General features: G+C 49.4%; 21 protein-coding genes. 3 read left to right on the forward strand and 18 right to left on the reverse strand.

Annotated features, from left to right (window positions below; all coding sequences use genetic code 11):
• Positions 1-26: 26 nt before the first annotated feature.
• From flgG to flgB, 6 genes are all read right to left on the reverse strand, one after another.
• Positions 27-809: a flagellar basal-body rod protein FlgG gene (gene flgG / locus LF929_RS13115; RefSeq protein ID WP_012884217.1), complete on the reverse strand. Its 783-nt coding sequence runs from the start codon at positions 807-809 to the stop codon at positions 27-29.
• A 26-nt stretch (positions 810-835) separates the two neighbouring features.
• Positions 836-1,591, reverse strand: coding sequence for a flagellar basal body rod protein FlgF (locus tag LF929_RS13120; protein ID WP_038904942.1), 756 nt, complete (start codon positions 1,589-1,591; stop codon positions 836-838).
• A gap of 21 nt (positions 1,592-1,612) precedes the next feature.
• The gene (gene flgE / locus LF929_RS13125) at positions 1,613-2,812 is read right to left on the reverse strand and encodes a flagellar hook protein FlgE (RefSeq protein ID WP_038904943.1); all 1,200 of its coding nucleotides are present in this window, start codon (positions 2,810-2,812) and stop codon (positions 1,613-1,615) included.
• Between the two features lie 66 nt (positions 2,813-2,878).
• Entirely contained in the window at positions 2,879-3,550 is a 672-nt protein-coding gene (flgD, locus tag LF929_RS13130) for a flagellar hook assembly protein FlgD (RefSeq protein ID WP_038907557.1), read from the reverse strand.
• Positions 3,551-3,562: 12 nt separating this feature from the next.
• Complete coding sequence (gene flgC, locus LF929_RS13135) at positions 3,563-3,967, reverse strand: flagellar basal body rod protein FlgC (protein WP_012769280.1); 405 nt, start codon at positions 3,965-3,967, stop codon at positions 3,563-3,565.
• A gap of 32 nt (positions 3,968-3,999) precedes the next feature.
• Entirely contained in the window at positions 4,000-4,419 is a 420-nt protein-coding gene (gene flgB, locus LF929_RS13140; RefSeq protein WP_038904945.1) for a flagellar basal body rod protein FlgB, read from the reverse strand.
• 166 nt (positions 4,420-4,585) lie between these two features.
• Between flgB and flgA the strand changes: the two genes are divergently transcribed.
• From flgA to LF929_RS13155, 3 genes are all read left to right on the forward strand, one after another.
• Positions 4,586-5,254 carry a flagellar basal body P-ring formation chaperone FlgA gene (gene flgA, locus LF929_RS13145; protein WP_038907555.1) on the forward strand — a complete coding sequence of 223 codons (669 nt, stop codon included), beginning with the start codon at positions 4,586-4,588 and terminating at the stop codon, positions 5,252-5,254.
• A gap of 145 nt (positions 5,255-5,399) precedes the next feature.
• Positions 5,400-5,699: a flagellar biosynthesis anti-sigma factor FlgM gene (flgM, locus tag LF929_RS13150; RefSeq protein ID WP_038904947.1), complete on the forward strand. Its 300-nt coding sequence runs from the start codon at positions 5,400-5,402 to the stop codon at positions 5,697-5,699.
• A gap of 4 nt (positions 5,700-5,703) precedes the next feature.
• Entirely contained in the window at positions 5,704-6,141 is a 438-nt protein-coding gene (locus LF929_RS13155) for a flagella synthesis protein FlgN (RefSeq protein WP_038907554.1), read from the forward strand.
• A 76-nt stretch (positions 6,142-6,217) separates the two neighbouring features.
• On the opposite strand, the gene LF929_RS13160 is transcribed toward LF929_RS13155, so the two are convergent.
• The 12 genes from LF929_RS13160 to motA form a co-directional block, all read right to left on the reverse strand.
• Positions 6,218-6,640, reverse strand: coding sequence for a flagellar protein FlhE (locus LF929_RS13160; protein WP_050570658.1), 423 nt, complete (start codon positions 6,638-6,640; stop codon positions 6,218-6,220).
• Complete coding sequence (gene flhA, locus LF929_RS13165) at positions 6,640-8,733, reverse strand: flagellar biosynthesis protein FlhA (protein WP_038907553.1); 2,094 nt, start codon at positions 8,731-8,733, stop codon at positions 6,640-6,642. The genes LF929_RS13160 and flhA overlap by 1 nt, the downstream gene beginning before the upstream one ends.
• A complete protein-coding gene (flhB, locus tag LF929_RS13170; protein WP_038904952.1) occupies positions 8,726-9,877 on the reverse strand; it encodes a flagellar biosynthesis protein FlhB in 1,152 nt (383 codons plus the stop codon). Before flhB ends, flhA begins: the two co-directional genes overlap by 8 nt.
• 230 nt (positions 9,878-10,107) lie before the next feature.
• Positions 10,108-10,752: a protein phosphatase CheZ gene (cheZ, locus tag LF929_RS13175; protein ID WP_012884206.1), complete on the reverse strand. Its 645-nt coding sequence runs from the start codon at positions 10,750-10,752 to the stop codon at positions 10,108-10,110.
• Positions 10,753-10,761: 9 nt separating this feature from the next.
• On the reverse strand, positions 10,762-11,151 hold the full coding sequence (gene cheY / locus LF929_RS13180) for a chemotaxis response regulator CheY (RefSeq protein ID WP_012884205.1): 390 nt from the start codon (positions 11,149-11,151) through the stop codon (positions 10,762-10,764).
• 35 nt (positions 11,152-11,186) lie between these two features.
• Complete coding sequence (locus LF929_RS13185; RefSeq protein WP_038907551.1) at positions 11,187-12,239, reverse strand: chemotaxis response regulator protein-glutamate methylesterase; 1,053 nt, start codon at positions 12,237-12,239, stop codon at positions 11,187-11,189.
• Entirely contained in the window at positions 12,239-13,114 is an 876-nt protein-coding gene (gene cheR, locus LF929_RS13190) for a protein-glutamate O-methyltransferase CheR (RefSeq protein ID WP_016940924.1), read from the reverse strand. Before cheR ends, LF929_RS13185 begins: the two co-directional genes overlap by 1 nt.
• 714 nt (positions 13,115-13,828) lie before the next feature.
• On the reverse strand, positions 13,829-15,532 hold the full coding sequence (locus LF929_RS13195; RefSeq protein WP_038907550.1) for a methyl-accepting chemotaxis protein: 1,704 nt from the start codon (positions 15,530-15,532) through the stop codon (positions 13,829-13,831).
• Between the two features lie 119 nt (positions 15,533-15,651).
• The gene (gene cheW, locus LF929_RS13200) at positions 15,652-16,149 is read right to left on the reverse strand and encodes a chemotaxis protein CheW (protein WP_016940926.1); all 498 of its coding nucleotides are present in this window, start codon (positions 16,147-16,149) and stop codon (positions 15,652-15,654) included.
• 35 nt (positions 16,150-16,184) lie between these two features.
• Positions 16,185-18,227 (reverse strand): chemotaxis protein CheA, encoded by a 2,043-nt coding sequence (gene cheA, locus LF929_RS13205; RefSeq protein WP_193744499.1) that lies wholly within the window; start codon positions 18,225-18,227, stop codon positions 16,185-16,187.
• A 17-nt stretch (positions 18,228-18,244) separates the two neighbouring features.
• On the reverse strand, positions 18,245-19,375 hold the full coding sequence (motB, locus tag LF929_RS13210; RefSeq protein WP_038907548.1) for a flagellar motor protein MotB: 1,131 nt from the start codon (positions 19,373-19,375) through the stop codon (positions 18,245-18,247).
• Entirely contained in the window at positions 19,372-20,259 is an 888-nt protein-coding gene (gene motA / locus LF929_RS13215) for a flagellar motor stator protein MotA (RefSeq protein ID WP_012884198.1), read from the reverse strand. The genes motB and motA overlap by 4 nt, the downstream gene beginning before the upstream one ends.
• Between the last annotated feature and the right edge of the window lie 92 nt (positions 20,260-20,351).

Consider the following 20,351-nt stretch of genomic DNA (forward strand, 5'->3'; position numbering starts at 1 on the left):
TATACACAAACGCTACCCAGGAAAGATTACAACTGGGTCAGTTTTTGCAGCATCTGGTCCGTGGACGAGATGGCCTTACTGTTGATTTCATACGCACGCTGAGTCTGAATCATGGAGACCAGTTCTTCAGCCACATTCACGTTCGATGTTTCAACATATTTTTGCATAATCAGACCTGCGCCATTCAATCCAGGCGTACTCTGGGTCGGGGCACCGGAACTGGCCGTTTCTGCATACAGGTTTTCACCCATATTCTGCAATCCAGCTTCGTTGATAAACATGGCCAGGTTGAGCTGTCCGACCTGAACGGGTGCAGTTTGCCCTTGCTGAGTCACGGTCACCACACCGTCACGACCAACCGTAATATTGGTCGCATTCGCTGGAATAGTGATCGCAGGCTGAACCTGAAAACCGCTGGATGTCACCAACTGACCATTCGAGTCCAGTTGAAAAGAACCATCACGGGTATACTGAGTTGTGCCATCTGGCATCAATACCTGAAAGAAACCTGCGCCGTTGATTGCCAGGTCTTTAGCGTTACCGGTTTCAGTCAACCCCCCTTGAGTGTGGATACGCTCGGTCGACACCGGACGCACACCCGTCCCCAGTTGCAGACCTGAGGGCAAAGTGGTCTGTTCAGAAGACTGCGCCCCCGGCTGGCGTACAGTTTGATACATCAGGTCTTCAAATACGGCACGCTGACGTTTAAAACCGTTGGTACTGACGTTTGCCAGGTTGTTGGATATGACATCCATATTGGTTTGCTGGGCGTTCAGACCGGTTTTGGCAATCCATAAAGAACGGATCATCGAGTCACTCCTGTGCGCAAGGGCACTTAATTCATCGCAAGTATCTGATTAGCACGCTGCGTATTATCGTCAACGCTGCTAATCACTTTCATCTGCATCTCAAAACGGCGTGAGTTGGAGATCATTTCCACCATCGACTCAACCGTATTGACGTTACTACCTTCCAGAACCCCAGGCATGACTCTGACCGTAGCGTCATTCTGCAGTACTGCACCACGCTGCTGCTGCACAGCAGGGGATACACGGAAGAAACCGTCATCACCACGAACCACTTCATTGGCTGTCGCTTTGACCAGTTTCAAACGCCCGATCTGAGTGACCGTATTAGCGGCATCACTGGGATTCAAGGCGTTAATGGTGCCGTCGGGGCCGATAGTCAGTTGGGTCTGCGGTGGAACCTCGATCGGTCCGCCATCACCCATGACCAGTTTACCCTGAACGGTCAGTTGCCCGTTGGAGTTAATCTCCATATTCCCATTACGGGTATAGGCCTCACTGCCGTCCGCGGCCCGTACTGCCAGCCAGCCGTCCTGAGAAAGTGCAACATCCATAGAACGCCCGGTGTAATCCATAGAACCCGGGGTGGTATCCACCCCAGGTGTCGAGGACACTACCAGTGTGCGGGTTTCATTCGTAACCCCCTGGATTGGCACGGCACGCATCGCAGCCAGTTGCGCGCGGAAGCCCGGCGTAGAGGCGTTAGCCATGTTATGCGACGTAACAGCTTGCTGCTCCAGCGTCTGACTTGCCGCGCCCATCGCTGTATAGATAGCGTGATCCATGCAATATCCTCGTTATGATAATTAACGCAGGTTAACCAACGTGTTGAGTATCTGATCCTGCGTTTTGATCGTCTGAGCATTTGACTGATAGTTACGCTGAGCAACGATCATATTAACCAGCTCTTTACTCATATCAACGTTAGAACTTTCTGTTGCCTTGCCTACCAGCTTCCCGAGGTTACCAGAACCCGCCAGACCGACTACCGCCTGACCAGAATTGCTGGTTGCCGCCCAAACGTTATCCCCCTGAGGAGACAGCCCTTCCGGGTTAGCAAAGCTAGCCAGTGCAATCTGACCGAGTACCTGAGTTTTCGAGTTGGAGTAAGAACCGACAACGGTACCATCGTTGCTGATGCTGTAACCGGTCAGTTCGCCCGGCGCATAACCATCCTGTGTTGGGGTCTTAGTACTGTTGGAACCGCTGTTCTGCTGTACCGTACCGGTAAAGGCAAGCGTAAAGGTACTGGCGGCAGAACCGTTCAGTGTCGCCATACTGATGGTTGCAGGTGTGGTGGTCGTCAGTGCACCACTACTATTGAAAGACAATGTCGTCGGCCCCTGGAAACCGGCACCGCTAATGCTGGTGTCCTGTGCGTACACGTCCCAACTGTTAGCAGCGGTTTTCACGAAATACAGCCCGAAGTTGTGTGCGTTACCCAAACTGTCGTAGGTCGTAATAGAACCTTTGTAGTTTGAGGTGTTGGTCGGGTCGGTTGCGTTCCAGGTATTGGTGCTATCAGAAGAGTTCAGGTTGGCAATAATCGAAGCCGTCGACGTCGCTTTAGCCGACATTGTCGTTTCGGGAATACTTAGCGCAACCGGACTTGCACCCTGTTGAATGGTCGGTGGTGTACCGGTGGCGGGATACCCCGTCAATTGCAGGCCCTGTGAGTTGACGATATTACGGCTGCTGTCCAACGTGAACTGGCCGTTACGGCTATAAACCACGCTACCGTTAGTATCAAGCAAACGATAAAAACCGTTACCGTTGATGGCTACGTCAAGCGCACGAGACGTATTGTTGATGGAACCGTTGCCGAAATCCTGCAGTACGGACGCGACTTTGGTACCCAAGCCTACGTTGGAGCCCGCGTACATATCGGCAAAAGAGATATTGCTGGCTTTAAAGCCAACAGTAGCGGAGTTGGCAATGTTGTTACCAATGACGTCCAGATTACTAGAGGCAGCGTTTAAGCCACTGACCGCCTGAGAAAAGCTCATGATGCTCTCCTGAATATTGATGAACTGTTATTCACTAAAAAGTGACGCGCGTTATATCCGTAACTGCTACAAAATCTGGCGTACATTATCCAACGTGGACTGACCACTTAGACCCAAATCCAGCAATGCACCGCTGCTATTGGTCACAACACCATTCACATAGGCATAATTCAGAGCCTGAACAACCTGTTGAGTACCGTTTGAGGTCGCAGACACCGAGATAGTATAAGAACCATCCGGTGCCGTTGTACCATCAGTAGCCTTGCCATCCCAGGAATATGCATGAACCCCGGCGCTCAACGCTCCCAGATCAATGGTGCGAATCACTTTCCCTGAGCTGTCAGTGACGTTGACGCTAACGCTATCCGCTGCACTTTCCAGTTCAACACCAAACGGTGTGGTGGTTTCTTTACCCACCAATACGCTGGTACCGGGCACCAAAACACCATGACCAATTAATGAGGCGGCCTGGATAGATTGATTGCTATTGATTTGCGTAGAGATAGAACCGAGGGTGGTGTTCAGTTTTTCGATACCACTCACCGTGTTTAACTGTGCCAGCTGTGAAACCAGTTGGTTGTTATCCATCGGATTTGTGGGATCCTGATTCTTCAACTGAGCAACCAGCAGAGTCAAAAAGCTGTTCTGTAGGTCAGCAGCACTGCTTCCGCTAATAGACGATGTCGACGTCGTCGATGTCGTACTTTGAGCACTACTGACAGAAGAGGTAGTAGCCATGATTTCTCCAGATTACTGACCAATAGTGAGAGTCTTTAGCATCATCGATTTTGTGGTATTCAATACTTCCACGTTCGCCTGATAGCTTCGGGATGCTGAAATGGTGTTCACCATCTCATTGACAGGATCCACATTCGGCATGCGGACATAGCCTTTGGCATCGGCCAGCGGATTACCCGGCTGATAGACCAGTTTTTCCGGAGAAGGATCTTCAACCACCTTAGCGACTTTCACACCACCGGTCGCCTGCCCCGGAGCCGCATCGACCTCAAAAACCACCTGCTTGGCGCGATAAGGCTGACCATCAGGGCCTGTAACGCTGTCGGCGTTAGCCAGGTTACTGGCGCTAACGTTAAGGCGCTGAGACTGGGCAGAAAGCGCCGAGCCGGAAATATCGAAAATATTAAGTAACGACATGAGACATCAACCTTATATCTGTCACCAAACTGTTATGATGACCCGGACTGCAGTACCGACATCATCCCTTTAATCTGCCCGCTGATGAGAGTCAGGCTACTTTGATACTTGAGACTGTTGTCCGCGAAATTGGTACGCTCGCGATCCATATCAACAGTGTTGCCATCAAGCGCAGGTTGAGTCGGCACGCGGTAGAGCAGATCGAGCGAAGGTGGTTCTACAGCCTGCGCAGGAATGTGGCGTGTAGACGTCAGGCTCAGCGAGACGGATTGAGGGCTGGTACGCCCTTGCTCCATGACCTTGTTCAGTTCGCTGGCGAAATCAATGTCACGCGCCTGATAACCAGGGGTATCGGCGTTAGCAATGTTAGCCGCCAGAATCTCCTGACGCTGGGCACGGAGATTCAACGCTTCTTGCTGAAACCGTAGCGCCGCATCCAATTTATCGAGCATGCTCCCTCCGCAATTTAAACTTTAGTCTGCGTAGGATAATTCTCATCCTGCAAAAATCATCGCAAGAATAGACATAAAATGAAGCGCTATTTATTGCCTTAACTGTAAGCAAGTGCCGTTACACTGGTAGCGTGAAATTAACTGGGTTTGAGAGAGCATAAAACGGATGCTGGATATCAGAAAATACATACAGTTATCGATTTTGGGTTTGCTGTTTGCCCCGATACTGGTGAATGCTGCCGATCTTGCATCACAGTTATCCCGTTTCTTTTCGGATAATTTTAAAGGCTCATCCAATACGGTGAACGTTGTCGTGAAAACGCCCGAAGCGCAATGGCTCGTCTGTGACAACCCACAGATTTCATTGCCAGGAAACGCAAGGATGTGGGGTAACCTTTCCGTGTCAGTGCGCTGCAATCAGGACAGGCGTTTTGTTCAGGTTGAAGTACAGGTTACCGGGAATTATGTGGCGGCAGCAGCCCCAATTAGCCGGGGTACCGAGCTGGCATCAGGAGATATCCGGATGGTCCGCGGCAGGATAGACCAACTGCCGCCTCATGCCTTGTTTACACAAGAAGACGTTCAAGGGGCCGTCGCGTTGCGAGATATTGCCCCCGGTCAGGCCATCACCCAGGTCATGATCAGGAAGCCCTGGGTGATCCGTGCCGGGCAAAACGTCCAGATTCTTGCGCAGGGAGATGGCTTTAGTGTGCGCAGCGAAGGGAAGGCAATGAACAATGCGGCATCAGGACAGCAGGCAAGAGCCCGTACAGCGTCAGGACAGGTTGTTTCTGGTATCGCGAACGGGGATGGGATTATTCTGATCTCACAATAATTTGCTAAAGTAATGCTCAATACTGCCGATATGATGAACATAGTCGCTGATGATAATGCTGGTCAAGTTAGCAACCTGAGTGGGCAGTTAAATCTATCTCACTGATTATCATCATTTATACCTTTTATGACATGAGCACACTACCATGAGCATTGATCGGACCCAGTCAGTCAAACCGGTAAGCCAGGTTCAGCCTCGGGATACTGGCGATGTGGCAAAATTAAAGCGTAAAGAAGAAGCCGGGCAGCAAAGTTCTGTGACGGGTACTCAGGTTAAGTTGAGTGACGCTCAGTCTAAACTGATGCAGCCATCTGCCCAGGATATCGACGTACAGCGTGTTGAAACGCTGAAACAGGCTATTCGTGACGGTTCATTAAAAATGAACGTCGGTAAAATTGCTGACGCATTAATCAAAAATGCGCAGGACTTGATTTCAGGCGAGTAATTCAATGGAAAAACTTGTAAAGCTGCTAGAGCAACTTCTGCTCAACATGCGTGAACTCGAAGCCGTGTTGTCTGACGAGCAGTCGTTGCTCTGTGCTGGTCATGTTGATGGCCCCGCTCTGCAAGTGATCACCGATAGAAAAAGTTCATTGTTAGCCACTATCCAGCATTTGGATAAGATTCGTCTTCAGGGCGAGTCTGCATTGCGAGTAAAAGCCCCCTACAGCTCCCATCCTGCTGTGGCTCACGTCTGGCAACAGATTACCGCGTTAAGTGAAGCACTGCGTGATAAAAACCAGCACAATGGGTTGTTGCTTGGTTACCACCTTGATCATAATGAAAAAGCATTGGCGGTACTAAAACCACGTCATGCGCAGTCTCTGTATGGGCCTGATGGTCAGTCACGGAGTAATTCAATTTCTGGTCGTCGGATTAGCATCTGACCTCATTAGGTCTTTTCTGCTTACTCACTACACAGCTGAATCCACAGATGAGCTGCTGCCGTTCATCACTAATGGGTTACTTGTAGTTTACTGATATCTCGTTAGATGCTACATCAACCGACGTTGCCATACGCCCGGAACCGGGCACATAAAATAGCATTCTAAATTCACTATTTGCCGGTATACCTTGCAGTCCGTAGGTTTGCCCGCTGGCACCATCCAGATTAATGCATCGATTAGCCGCACAGAGCTTAACAGCCAAATCTATCGGTGCGGGCGATTTCAATTGATATCGCCAGTAAACCACGGTGACGGATTGGGTGGGGGTAACACCCAATCCAGAGGGAGGAAGAAAAGCAGGGGAAGATGCTAACATCCCTTTGTATTGAAATGATGGCCCTGTCAGACTGGCATTCCAGCCGCCTTGCTGAGCATAGACAACGGGCGATGATATTGCTGCAGTCATCCCCCAAAACACGGCCATCATGATTTTTTTCATCAGGAAAGTTCGCCACCAATCATTGATGTCATTCTGATTTGACGACTATCGCTAATCTCAAGGTTCGACAGTACGGCAATTTGCGGCAGACTGCGGCGCAGGAATCGCGACAATAGCCCACGCAGTGCATGGTTGACCAACAACACTGGCGGCGCACCCAATGCTTCCTGCCGTTGCAATGCCTGCCGAGCCTGATCCAGTAACCTGTCACTCAATCCAGGTTCCAGACCGCCTCCTCCCTGAAGCGCTTGCAGTAGCAAACGCTCCAGCGCGCCATCAAGACCGATGACCTGAAGTTCCGTATCACCTGGGAACCATTGCTGAGTGATGGCCCGTCCAAGTGCAATACGTACAGCCGTCGTCAGCTCATTAGGATCCGTTTGCACTGCCGCATGTTCAGCCAGCGTTTCGATGACCGTGCGCATATCGCGAATCGATACCTGCTCGCTTAACAAATTCTGCAATACTTTGTGTAACGTGGTTAACGTCACCACGCCTGGGATAAAATCCTCGGTTAGCTTTGGCATTTCCTGAGATACGCGGTCCATCAGTTGTTGCGCTTCCTGGCGGCCAAACAACTCACTGGCATGCAAGCTAAGCAAATGATTCAGGTGAGTCGCCACTACTGTACTGGCTTCAACTACGGTAAATCCTTGCGTTTGTGCCTGCTCCTTCAATGCACTTTCTATCCAGACCGCAGGCAAACCAAAAGCGGGATCTTTCGTTAAATCTCCCGGTAGCGCACCCACCGCATTACCGGGGTTAATCGCCATCCAACGCCCCGGATGTGCTTCACCGCTACCAATCTCAACACCTTTCATCAGGATGCGATAGCTGGCCGGCTGCAAGTCCAGGTTATCCCGAATATGCACCACCGGTGGGAGGAACCCCATTTCCTGGGCAAACTTCTTACGGATACTGCGAATACGTCCAAGTAACTCACCGTTTTGCTGGAAATCCACCATAGGTATCAGACGATATCCCACTTCCATACCAAGAGGGTCTTCCAGTTGAACGTCAGACCAACTGGCTTCTATCACCGGTGGTGTTGTAGGAGTGGCAGCCGCCGCCTCCGTCGCTGCAAATGCGGCTTTATTCTCCCCTCCTTTCTTTATCCACCAGGCTAACCCCAACAGCGTTGCGGTAAACAGCAGGAAGACAAAGTTAGGCATACCAGGAACCAGACCAATCAGTCCCAACACCCCCGCACTTAAGATCATGACACGTGGGTTATTGAACAGTTGGGTCACCATCTGTTGACCGACATCCTGATCGGTACTAACCCGGGTCACAATCACACCGGCAGCGGTTGAAATCACCAGCGCCGGAATTTGTGCAACCAGACCATCACCGATGGTCAGAAGCGTGTAGTTTTGAACAGCCTGCCCCAGCACCATATCGTGCTGAACGACGCCTACCAGTAAGCCACCGATGATGTTGATGGCCATGATCATCAGCCCGGCGATAGCATCACCACGTACGAACTTACTCGCACCGTCCATGGAGCCATAGAAATCCGCTTCCTGGGTGACTTCAGAGCGACGTTTTTTTGCTTCATCCTCACCAATCAACCCGGCGTTCAAATCAGCATCAATCGCCATTTGTTTACCGGGCATTCCATCCAGAGTAAAGCGTGCGCCAACTTCCGCGATACGCCCAGCACCCTTGGTGATTACCATGAAGTTGATCAAGACCAGGATAATAAACACCACGATACCGATGGCAAAATTACCCCCGACCAGGAAGTGACCAAAGGCTTCAACCACTCTCCCTGCCGCACCCGCGCCGGTATGCCCTTCCATTAGAATGATACGAGTGGACGCAACGTTGAGTGACAAACGCAATAGCGTGGAAAACAACAAGATAGTCGGAAAGGCCGCAAAATCGAGCGTACGCTGGGTAAACATTGCAACCAGCAACACCATAATGGACAGTGCAATGTTGAACGTAAACAGCAGGTCCAAAATAAACGGTGGCAGCGGCAGAACCATCATCGACAGGATGAGCAATATCAGAACAGGTCCTGCCAGAATCTGCCATTGCGAACCTTTCATATTGCCAGGTAGACGAAGTAAAGAGGCCAGGTTAGCCATCGGTTGTTTTCTCTTTAGCAAAATCCAGTGCATCCGGCACAGGTAAGTTTTTAGGTTTACGTGGAATCAATCCGCCTTCACGTTTCCAGCGTTTGAGCTGATAGACCCACGAAAGCACTTCGGCAACAGCGGCATATAATCCGGTCGGGATCTGCTGCCCAATTTCAGTATGACGGTAAAGGGCTCGAGCCAACGGCGGCGCTTCAAGTATCGGGATACGGTTCTCTGTACCAAGTTCACGGATGCGTTGGGCTATCCGATCAGCACCTTTGGCCAGCACTCGGGGTGCACTCATTTTCTTTTCATCATACTTCAGCGCAACAGCATAGTGAGTCGGGTTGGTGACGATAACGTCTGCCTTCGGCACATCTGACATCATTCGGCGTTGTGCCATCGCCCGCTGCTGCTGGCGGATACGGTTTTTAATATGCGGATCCCCTTCGTGCTCTTTGTATTCGTCACGAATCTCCTGCTTGCTCATGCGTAGCCGCTTAATGTGACTCCATATCTGCCACGCCACGTCAAAGCCAACCATAGGGAACAGCCCGAGGATCACCCAAAAACAACACAAGAACGCGATATTCAGCGCATCTTTTATCGCCATCCCCATGGGTTCCGACACAAGGTGCAACATACTATTCCAGTTGTGCCGGAGAAACCAAAAAGTAATAAGACCGACAATGACGGCTTTAAGGATTGCTTTAAATAACTCAGCCAACACCTGGGTCGAAAACATGCGCTTCAACCCAGATAACGGGTTCATCTTACCAAAATCGAAACTTATCGCCTTAGTACTGAAAATTAGACCACCCAGCAGTATGGGGGCACCCAAGGCGACCAATACTAATCCAAACAGGATAGGCACAAGCGCCATCACCGCCTGCTCGAGCAACGTACCGACATGGGCGATTATCAACCGTTCGTCATTAATGAAACCGTGGTCAAAAATCAGCCCTTTAGCCATCATATCAGACAGTCTGCCAGCCATACTGGACCCATATCCCCATAAAATAGCGAGGCCGGCAATCAGCATGAATACTGACGTCAGTTCCTTCGATCGGGGGATCTGACCTTCTTCTCGGGCTTTTTCTGTTCGTTGGGGGGTGGGAGCTTCTGTTTTCTCCAGATCGCTATCATCTGCCACTAGAGCCGCTCCTGTTAACGCTCGCTGACATAAAGTTATACAACGCTAGCATGACAAAATCTGGCAAATTCTTATGGGTAGAACAAAGGAGAAAATAAGTGGCTATTTATTTTATTGCATAAGAAAAGGGGCAGGAATTTACGATCGGGACAAGCCCGACCGTAAAAATCCACATACCTTACGCCACGATGCCCACTCATACGAAGGATGAAATGGGTGTCGGGGTGAAATCAAAAACCCAGGCTATCCAACAGGTCATCGACCTGATCCTGATTGGAAACAATACCTGCAGCGGTTTTATCAACCTGAGGCCCGTTAAGCAGACCTTCATTCGCACGACGTGCATCAGACGGTTTCTCTGGAATATTTTCCAGCAATACCATCAGCAGTTGTTTTTCAATTTCCTGAACAACATCCATCATACGTTTAATAACTTGCCCGGTTAAGTCCTGGAAATCCTGTGCCATCATGATTTCCAGTAACTGGGCATTGGTAAACGCAGTATGATCCGGGACTGACTCAAGGTAGCTACGCGTATCGGTAACCAACTCACGTGCCTCAGAGAGTTCAATCGGATTCTCAAACCACTGATCCCAACGGGTTTTCAAGGCTTTAGATTCTTCTTCCAGTTGGTTCTGACGAGGCTGGGCGGCTTCAACACAACTCAATGCACGCTCTGCAGCCTGCGCAGTCATCTGAACAACATAATCAAGGCGATCACGCGCATCAGGAATTGCTTCGGCCGCTTCGGTGATAGCCTGATCTAAACCAAGCTCTTTCAGGCTGTCACGCAGCATGCGTGTCAATTGCCCGATACGAGAAATAATCTCTGTAGCAGACGCATGATCGTTAATGGGCATCGGATGTGGATTCATGGCATCTCCTTACATACCAAGCTTTTCGAAAATCTTACTCAGCTTTTCTTCAAGCGTAGCGGCAGTAAACGGTTTAACAACATAACCGCTGGCACCAGCCTGTGCTGCAGCAATAATATTCTCTTTCTTTGCTTCAGCGGTTACCATCAACACTGGGAGCTTGGAAAGCGCGCCGTCGGCACGGATAGCCTGTAACAGTTCCAGTCCGTCCATATTAGGCATGTTCCAGTCAGAAATGACAAAATCGAAACCGCCTGAACGAAGTTTGTTCAGAGCATCAGCGCCATCCTCCGCTTCTTCCACATTGTTGAAGCCCAGTTCTTTTAGTAGATTTCGAACAATACGACGCATTGTCGAAAAATCATCCACTACTAAAAATCTGAGTTCTTTATCAGCCATACCTACTCCTAATATTATTGCTCACCCCGGAGCTGCTATATACGTAATGCCTGTCCGGCAGAAACTTGTGCCAGCATCCGCTGACTCACCTGGTGCAAATCCACCACCTCATCGACACCACCGAGTGCAATAGCCTCTCGAGGCATACCGAATACTACACAACTGGCTTCATTCTGCGCGATCGTATACGCCCCCGCATTATGAAGCTCCAGCATTCCTGCGGCACCATCATTCCCCATGCCGGTTAGGATTACTCCTACTGCATTTCGTCCGGCGTACTGTGCAACAGAGTGGAACAGTACGTCAACAGAAGGACGATGACGATTGACCGGCGGACCATCATGCAGTTTTACCTGATAGTTCGCGCCACTACGCGCCAGCTCAAGATGACGAGCGCCAGGTGCGATATAAGCATGCCCTGGCAGGACACGTTCACCATCTTCGGCTTCTTTTACTGTAATCTGACACAGCTTGTTCAGTCGTTCAGCAAAAGACTTGGTAAATCCTGGCGGCATATGCTGAGTAATCAGTAATGCCGGGCTGGTTGGCGGCAGCGGCTGTAAAACATGTCGGATTGCTTCAGTACCGCCTGTTGACGCCCCAATTGCGATCAACTTTTCACTACTCAGCAGCGGCATGCTGGGGAGCAATACCGCAGGTGCAACACCCGTACTACGCTGCGGCAGGCGTGCTTTGGCAGCCATACGGATTTTTTCCGCAATCAGCTCACTGTATGCCAGCATCCCCTCGCGAATACCCAATTGAGGCTTGGTAACAAAGTCAATAGCCCCAAGTTCAAGCGCCCGCAAAGTAATTTCAGAACCTTTCCCCGTCAACGAAGACACCATCACCACAGGCATTGGGCGAAGGCGCATTAACTTCTCAAGAAAATCAAGGCCATCCATACGTGGCATTTCCACATCAAGCGTCAACACCTGCGGGTTGAATTTCTTGATCAGATCGCGTGCCACCAATGGGTCAGGTGCAGTAGCAACCACTTCCATATCGGGATGACTATTAATAATTTCGGTCATGATCTGCCGCATCAGGGCAGAATCATCAACACATAATACTTTTATTTTGCTCATTATCTTTCCTTAGCCAGCCCATAAACAGTCTGCCCGCGCAGGTAGAATTCCCGACTGATCTGACTGAAGTTCTCTGAGTGTCCGGCAAACAATAATCCGCCTGGTTTAAGTAGCGGAACAAAACGACGCAAAATGCGTTCCTGAGTCTCTTTATCGAAATAAATCATCACATTACGACAAAAGATCGCATCAAAAGGCGCAGGTACAGACCATTCTGGTGCCAATAGATTCACTTGCTGAAAATGAATCATGTTCGCCAGATCCGGACGAACCCGAACCAGACCACTGTGCGGCCCGGTTCCACGCAAAAAGAAGCGCTGCATCTGCTGTGGAGAAAGTGATCGGAGATCTTCCTGCCGATAAATACCCGCAGAGGCTTTCTCTAAAACTTGTGTATCAATATCACTGGCTGTTATCTGGCAGTTGCTGGCACGATCGCCATAAACCTCCGCCAACGTCATAGCCAGAGAATACGGTTCTTCACCGGTAGAAGCTGCAGTACACCAGATACTGTACCCACCCTGCTGCCGTTTGCGGGCATGCTCAGCAAGGATAGGAAAATGGTGAGCCTCGCGAAAAAATGCCGTCAAATTCGTTGTTAACGCATTGATGAATGCCTGCCACTCAGCACTGTTAGGATCTGACTCCAGCAGCGCGAGGTACTGACCAAAATCATTGATTCCCAACAAACGCAACCGTCTAACCAGGCGGTTATAGACCATTTCACGTTTATGGTCGGCCAGCACAATACCAGCACGTTGATAGATGAGCTGACTGATTCTCCGAAAGTGAACATCAGACAGCGGCAACCGTTCAACCATCTGACTTAAAATAGATGTAGAACCTGAACGATTTGGCGATGGTGTATTATTCATATCTGACCGCCCGAAAATGGATAGATGATTTTATTGTTTTTCAATCAGACTTCCCATTATGACTATTACAGGTCTAATGCCTTATCTCAAGCTTCGCCACGCGATGAACACTATCTATCAACATACCACCGGGAAACTTGCTTTTATCCGTCTTTTTCCGACGAATTAATAGCGGTAATCACACAATGGTTTGAATTGATGCTTTTGACATTGTTCATCATGAAGATTGTTCACACTAAAACAATTCAATCTTCATCGTCGCCACACACCCCGAGTAGCACCATCGTTACCAGCCAACGCTGCTGACTGAGAGTCGCCCTTTAAGGCTCGCTAAAATACGCCTATACAATTGGCATTAGTTATATAAATCGGCTGTATTAAACCTTTCTTTAACTAAAGAGGCGTCATAACGGCAACAAAAATTAAAACTGCAACATTTGTCTCAAAACCGTCAGTTCCTCTGTACTGCCTCGGGACTATTAGTGCACGAAATCCCTTAAAAAAAACTTAAGTAAGCAACACTAATATAGATGTTATCAGCTATTTTTTCTGTTCTGTGATGCAACTTTCATCAGAAATAGAGCTGAAAGATGAAAAATTAGCCAATCGAAAATTTATACTCAACACCGTTGCTCAGGATAAATTTCCATTACTATTTAACTATCAATCGGGTGGGCCATATCCTGACCCACCCGACGCAGTCACTAAAAACGATTAAAAGGTTTCCCAGTTATCGGTAGTTTTACTGGTTCTGGCCTTTTTCTCTGTCTCCGTTGTTACTGAGGTTGCCAGCAAGGCGGGTCTGGCAACGCGCGCTGAAGCAGCAACCGCAGCAGGCTGGGTTGTCATACCGTTGTTTCCTGATAAACGGAACACCGCTACCGCCTGATTCAGTACCCGAACCTGCTCTTCGAGCGAGTGAGCGGCAGAAGCAGACTCCTCAACCAACGCAGAGTTTTGCTGGGTAACCCGATCCATTTCTGTCACCGCCTGACCGACTTGATCGATACCACGGCTTTGTTCTTCAGAAGCCGATGCAATTTCACCCATGATGTCAGTCACACGGGTCACCGCACCCACTATCTCTCCCATTGTTTCACCGGCACTTTCAACCAGTACTGAGCCTTCTTCAACCCGGTTTACCGAATCTTCAATCAGAGACTTAATTTCTTTCGCCGCCTGCGCACTGCGCTGGGCCAGACTGCGAACCTCACCAGCAACAACGGCAAAGCCCCGTCCCTGCTCCCCTGCTCTCGCGGCCTCAACAGCAGCGTTCAGCGCCAGAATATTAGTCTGGAACGCAATACCGTCGATCACACTGGTGATATCAGCAATCTTCTGCGAGCTTCCCGCAATGTTATGCATGGTTTTCACCACATTATCGACCACTTTCCCACCTTTTTGCGCAGTCTCAGACGCGCTCAAAGCCAGTTGGCTCGCCTGACGTGCGTTTTCAGCATTCTGCTTCACGGTAGAAGTAAGTTGTTCCATGCTGGCAGCGGTTTCTTCAAGTGCGGCAGCCTGCTGTTCCGTTCTTGACGACAGGTCAGTGTTACCCGCACTGATTTCCGACGCACCGGTGTAAATGGCCTCTGCACTTTGTCGAACTGCACTCACCGTCGTAAAAAACTCGGTTTGCATATGTCGCAGGCTATCAGCCAGAATGCCCATCTCATTTGTGCCGTGAAAATCAATCCGGGTCGTCAGATCACCTTTCGCCATATGACGAATATGCCCAATAAGGTTGTGCAGTGGCTGAACCAGAGAACGGTTGATACCCAACCAGACGATCAACGCCATAACCACAACGAATATCGCGACAGAAACCAACAACCACAATGCCGTCGAATAAGAAGCATTATTCTCTTCTACCGCATTGGCATAAACTTTATCGTAGGAGTCTTTGTAAGAATAATAAGCTTTCTCGAACCGGTCCTGAAAACCTTGGGTAGGTTGATCAAAAAACTCCTTCAGTTTTCCGGTAGAGATAAAAACAATCAACTCACTTAATGCATTGTTCAGTGCGGTATAATTATCTTTTACCGCCTGACCAATAGCAGGATCTTGTTGATTCGTATATGGTATTTTTTCATAATTGGCAAAGTGGGTGTTGGCGATAACCAGTTGCTTTTTCGCCAGTTCAATCAGATCTTTTGCTGATACCCCGCCGGAAACCCCACCAGATATGTCCATCGCATAACGCGTTCCTGCACGGTTCAGCGTGTTACGCGTTTGCAATAAGTAAGACCAGGTCGACTCCAGTTCTGATTTCTGTTGGTTAATAATTCTTGTCGTCGTGAAGATATCTCTGTCCGACTTCAATGCATTGAAAAATAGTCCGCCGGAAATGATTTGTAGGGCAATAAATAACCCAAGAATAATAACTAGCCCAGTAACAACTTTTATACGATTCAGCATATTAAAACCTTAATTGCAACGATCCCTGATGCTTTGGTATCTCTACAGCCTTTTAACTTCCAGAGATTGGGGGTAATAAATGATATGGGCCACCGAAGTGGCCCAGTATGGCTTTTTTATCAAACCTTCATGACGCTATCAACCAGCGCCATTTCTTCGCTACTGAGTAGCCTTTCAATATCTACCAGAATCAACATACGTTCCCCCAACGAACCCAGTCCGGTGAGGTATTCCGTTGACAGCGTGACAGCAAACTCCGGTGCCGGGCGAATTTGTTCAGCTGTCAGGGACAGAACATCAGAAACGCCATCGACCACGATGCCCACAACCCGCTGTCCCAGGTTTAATACGATAACAACAGTATTGTCATCATAGTCGACTTCCTGCTGCATGAATTTGATGCGCAAATCGACAATCGGTACGATAACGCCACGCAGGTTGGTTACACCTTTAATAAACTCAGGGGTATTGGCAATACGGGTAACTTGATCGTAACCGCGAATTTCTTGAACCTTCAAAATATCCACGCCGTATTCTTCATCACCCAGCGTGAAAATCAAAAATTCCTGACCTACTGTCTCGCCTGCTAATTTTGTGACATTTGCAAGTCCAGTCATGTTTCTCACCTTTAATCTATAGCTGTAATTTGCTGTTAAGCTGCGGTTTCAACCACACGCTTTTCCCGATAAAGCGCCTGCAACGCAGAAACATCCACAATCAGCGCTACGCTACCATCACCCAAAATAGTTGCGGCTGAAACGCCTGGCACCTTGCGGTAGTTACTTTCCAGGTTTTTCACAACAACCTGATGCTGACCAATCAACTGGTCAACCAGCAAGGCATAACGACGGCCAGCACTCTGCAGAATAACGACGATACCTTGAGTGGCATCCGTTTTTGCTCCGGCGACATCGAATACCTGATACAGCTCAACCAGTGGCAGATATTCGCCACGAACCTGCAACACTCGCTCGCCCCCCGCCAGAGGATACAAATCCTCAGACTGAGGCTGCAGAGATTCCATCACAGCGTTAAGCGGAAGTATAAAGACTTCATCATTAACCTTGACGGACATCCCATCAAGTATGGCCAGTGTCAGCGGCAGCAGAATGCGAATCGTCGTTCCTTTACCTTTCACGAAATGGATTTCAACATGCCCACCCATTTCCTGAATATTCCGTTTCACCACATCCATACCAACGCCGCGGCCTGACACATCGGTCACTTTCTCTGCGGTAGAAAAACCTGGAGCAAAGATCAGCATACCGACATCTTCATCCGTCATGCTTTCACTGACAGCCATCCCTTGGGACAATGCCTTAGCCAGAATACGTTCACGATTCAGACCAGCGCCGTCGTCAATCACTTCAATGCAAATATTGCCGCCCTGATGTTCCGCAGACAGTATCAGGTTCCCTACAGCAGGTTTGCCCGATTCAATGCGCTTCTCAGGTGATTCAATACCGTGATCGAGACTGTTACGCACGAGGTGCGTCAATGGGTCAATGATGCGTTCAATCAGGCTTTTATCCAGTTCGGTTGAACTCCCTTGCAGGGTCAGTTCAACTTCTTTACCCAATTTAGCAGCCAGATCGCGAACCAAACGTGGGAAACGGCTGAATACATACTCCATCGGCATCATACGGATGGACATTACCGATTCTTGCAGGTCACGAGCATTTCTCTCAAGTTGCCCCATGCTATTGAGCAGATCGCCATGTGCGACAGGGTCAAGAGCGCTGGAGCGCTGTGCCAGCATAGACTGAGTGATAACCAATTCGCCGACCAGGTTAATGAGTTGGTCAACTTTTTCTACCGCTACACGGATACTGGTATCACCTGTTTTCTGTCTGCCTTTAGCGGCCTCATTATTACCGCCAGCAGGCTTAGCCACTGGAGCAGCAGCCGCAGTCGGTGCAGCAGGCTGAGCTGGTGCAACCGCAGGGGCAGGCTCGACAGGTTCCGTTGCGGCGACAGGCGCTGGCTCTGCTTGGGCTGGAGCCCCACCAGTAGCAGACTTGAAGCTGATCTGATCTGGCTCCAGCACAAAACACAATACAGCGCTGATGTCATCTTCGCTGGCTGATGTATCGAGCGTCAGTTCAACACTGTTACTGGTCTGTACGGTGTCCTTCACTGTTCCGAGATTACCCAGCTCTTCAATTAACTGAGGAATATCCGACTCTTTCAGATTAGTAAGGGCTATACGCAATCCCGAGTGGCTGCCGGCAGACGCCGGAGCTGAGGATGCGGAAACCGATTGTTCGGCCTCTGCTGCTTTGACAGGGGCGGCCGCTCCAGCAGTACCATTTTCTTTGGACTCCAGAGCAAGCTGGCGCAGAGCCTGACAGATATACTCAAAGCTTTCGGCGTTGGGCTCTTGCGCGGTTTTGTAAGCATCCAACTGATCCTGCATGATATCTTTGGTTTCCAAAAACAGGTTGATAATGTCAGTGCTCAGCCGCATTTCACCGCGTCTGGCACCATCCAACAGGTTTTCTAGTATATGTGTAGTTTCCTGTAATACAGTGAAACCAAACGTTCCCGCGCCCCCTTTAATCGAGTGAGCAGCACGAAATATGGCATTCATCTGTTCCGTATCGGGCGCTAACGGATCAAGTTGCAATAGATGCTGCTCCATGTCCGCCAACAATTCATCTGCTTCATCAAAAAATGTTTGATAAAAAGCACTCATGTCCATGCTCACGTGGGTCACCTCTGCTGTGAATCGCGGCTTGTTGAAGAAGGTGTCGCCTGGCTATCAGGTGCTGCTGGCAAAGCTGTCGTAGGCTGCCGACGGCTTGTTGCCGATGAGCCATTCGCTCCCGACGCAGGCACCGCTGTTGCGGGTGCCTGAACAGGAGCCACAGTTGAGCCAGATACAGGCGTCCCATTGGTTTCGGGTTGTGGTGCAGCCGTACTGTTACCGTTATCGGCAGGCGCGGTAACTGGCTTGGCTTTATCCATCCCCATGTTTTGTAAATTTTCTATTTTATCAATGTTTACTGCACTGCTTTCAGCATTTTCACGTTCGATATTCTCCTGAGCCTGCTTATTCAGGACAACCAGACTGATACGCCGGTTGATGGCATCACTGCCGCCTTTCGCCTGCTTCAAATTCATCGTGTCAGCCATACCAACAACGCGCAACACTTTGCCATCGGCAAGTCCGCCCGCAATTAACTCACGCCGGGAAGCGTTGGCACGATCAGCTGAAAGCTCCCAGTTACTATAGCCACGCTCTCCCATCGCATACTGCGCATCATCAGTATGGCCCGATAAACTGATCTTATTGGGAATATCATTCAAAATCGGCGCGATGGCTCGCAAAATATCGCTCATGTAAGGCTCAACCTGCGCACTACCCGTCTTAAACATGGGACGATTGTTACTATCGATAATCTGGATGCGCAAACCTTCATCAACCATTTCGATCAACAGGTGCGGCCTTAATGCTCTGAGACGCGGATCCGCTTCAATCAACTGATCGAGCCGTTCGCGCAATTTATTCAGCTTAATTTCTTCAAGACGCCCATCCATCGTATCAATCTGTCGCTTCACATCCCCTTCCTGCTGTGTCGGATCAGAACCGCCACCGGGGATAGGATTGGACGCATCACTGATCTTCGGACCAGATGTAATGGCAATTTTTAATGGTGTACGAAAATACTCAGCAATCTGAGCCAACTGGGAAGGCGAAGAAATGGCAATCAACCACATGACCAAAAAAAGCGCCATCATAGCGGTCATGAAGTCAGCATAAGCAATCTTCCATGAACCGCCATGGTGGGCGGCATGTCCCGATTTACGTTTTTTGCGGATAATGGGATGCTGATGTTTCATGCGTCATTTTCCGATGCCTGCTGTGCCGGAGCCTTCACATTACGAATATGCTCTTCCATTTCAGTAAATGAAGGACGCACGGTTGAATAAAGCGTTTTACGTCCAAACTCAACGGCAATCTGTGGCGCATAGCCATTCAGGCTGGATAACAGAGTCACCTTGATACATTGTAGCACCTTGAGCTTCTCTGAGTTCTTCTGACGCAACAGTGATGCCAAAGGCGACACGAAGCCGTAAGCCAACAAAATACCCAGGAACGTCCCCACCATAGCATGGGCAATCATCATACCCAGTTCTGCCGCAGGACGATCAACAAATGCCAAAGAGTGCACTACCCCCATAACTGCAGCGACGATACCAAATGCAGGCAAACCATCCCCCATCAGGTTCAAACTGGTGGCCGGTACTTCAACTTCATGCTCGACGGTTTCGATCTCTTCATCCATCAGCGTTTCAATTTCAAACGCATTCATGTTGCCGCTCACCATCAGGCGCAGATAATCCGTGACGAATTCGACAATGTAGTTGTCAGCAAGAATTCGGGGATAATTGGAAAATATCTCACTCTCTTTCGGGTTATCGATGTCAAATTCCAGAGAAAGCATCCCCTGCTGGCGAGACTTAGCCATTAACCGGAATAAGACTGCCATCAGGTCCATATACACGGCTTTGGTATATTTGGAGCCCTGAAATAGCACCGGCAAAGCCTTCATCGTCGCTTTGATAGCTTTGGCATTGTTACCGACAATAAAGGCCCCTACTGCCGCGCCACCGATAATCAGCAGTTCTGAAGGCTGATACAACGCCCCCAGCTCGCCACCAACGATAAGATAACCGCCAAGTATGGAGCCTATAGTGACAAGATAACCCAATATAACCAGCACAAGAATTCCTTATAGATAGTAAAAGGGTAGCTGAGAGAGTTATAAATGCAGTCTTACCAACGACTTATTTGGAAGGGATACTGCCATCGAGC

The organism is Dickeya oryzae (assembly GCF_020406815.2).
Lineage (GTDB): Bacteria > Pseudomonadota > Gammaproteobacteria > Enterobacterales > Enterobacteriaceae > Dickeya > Dickeya oryzae.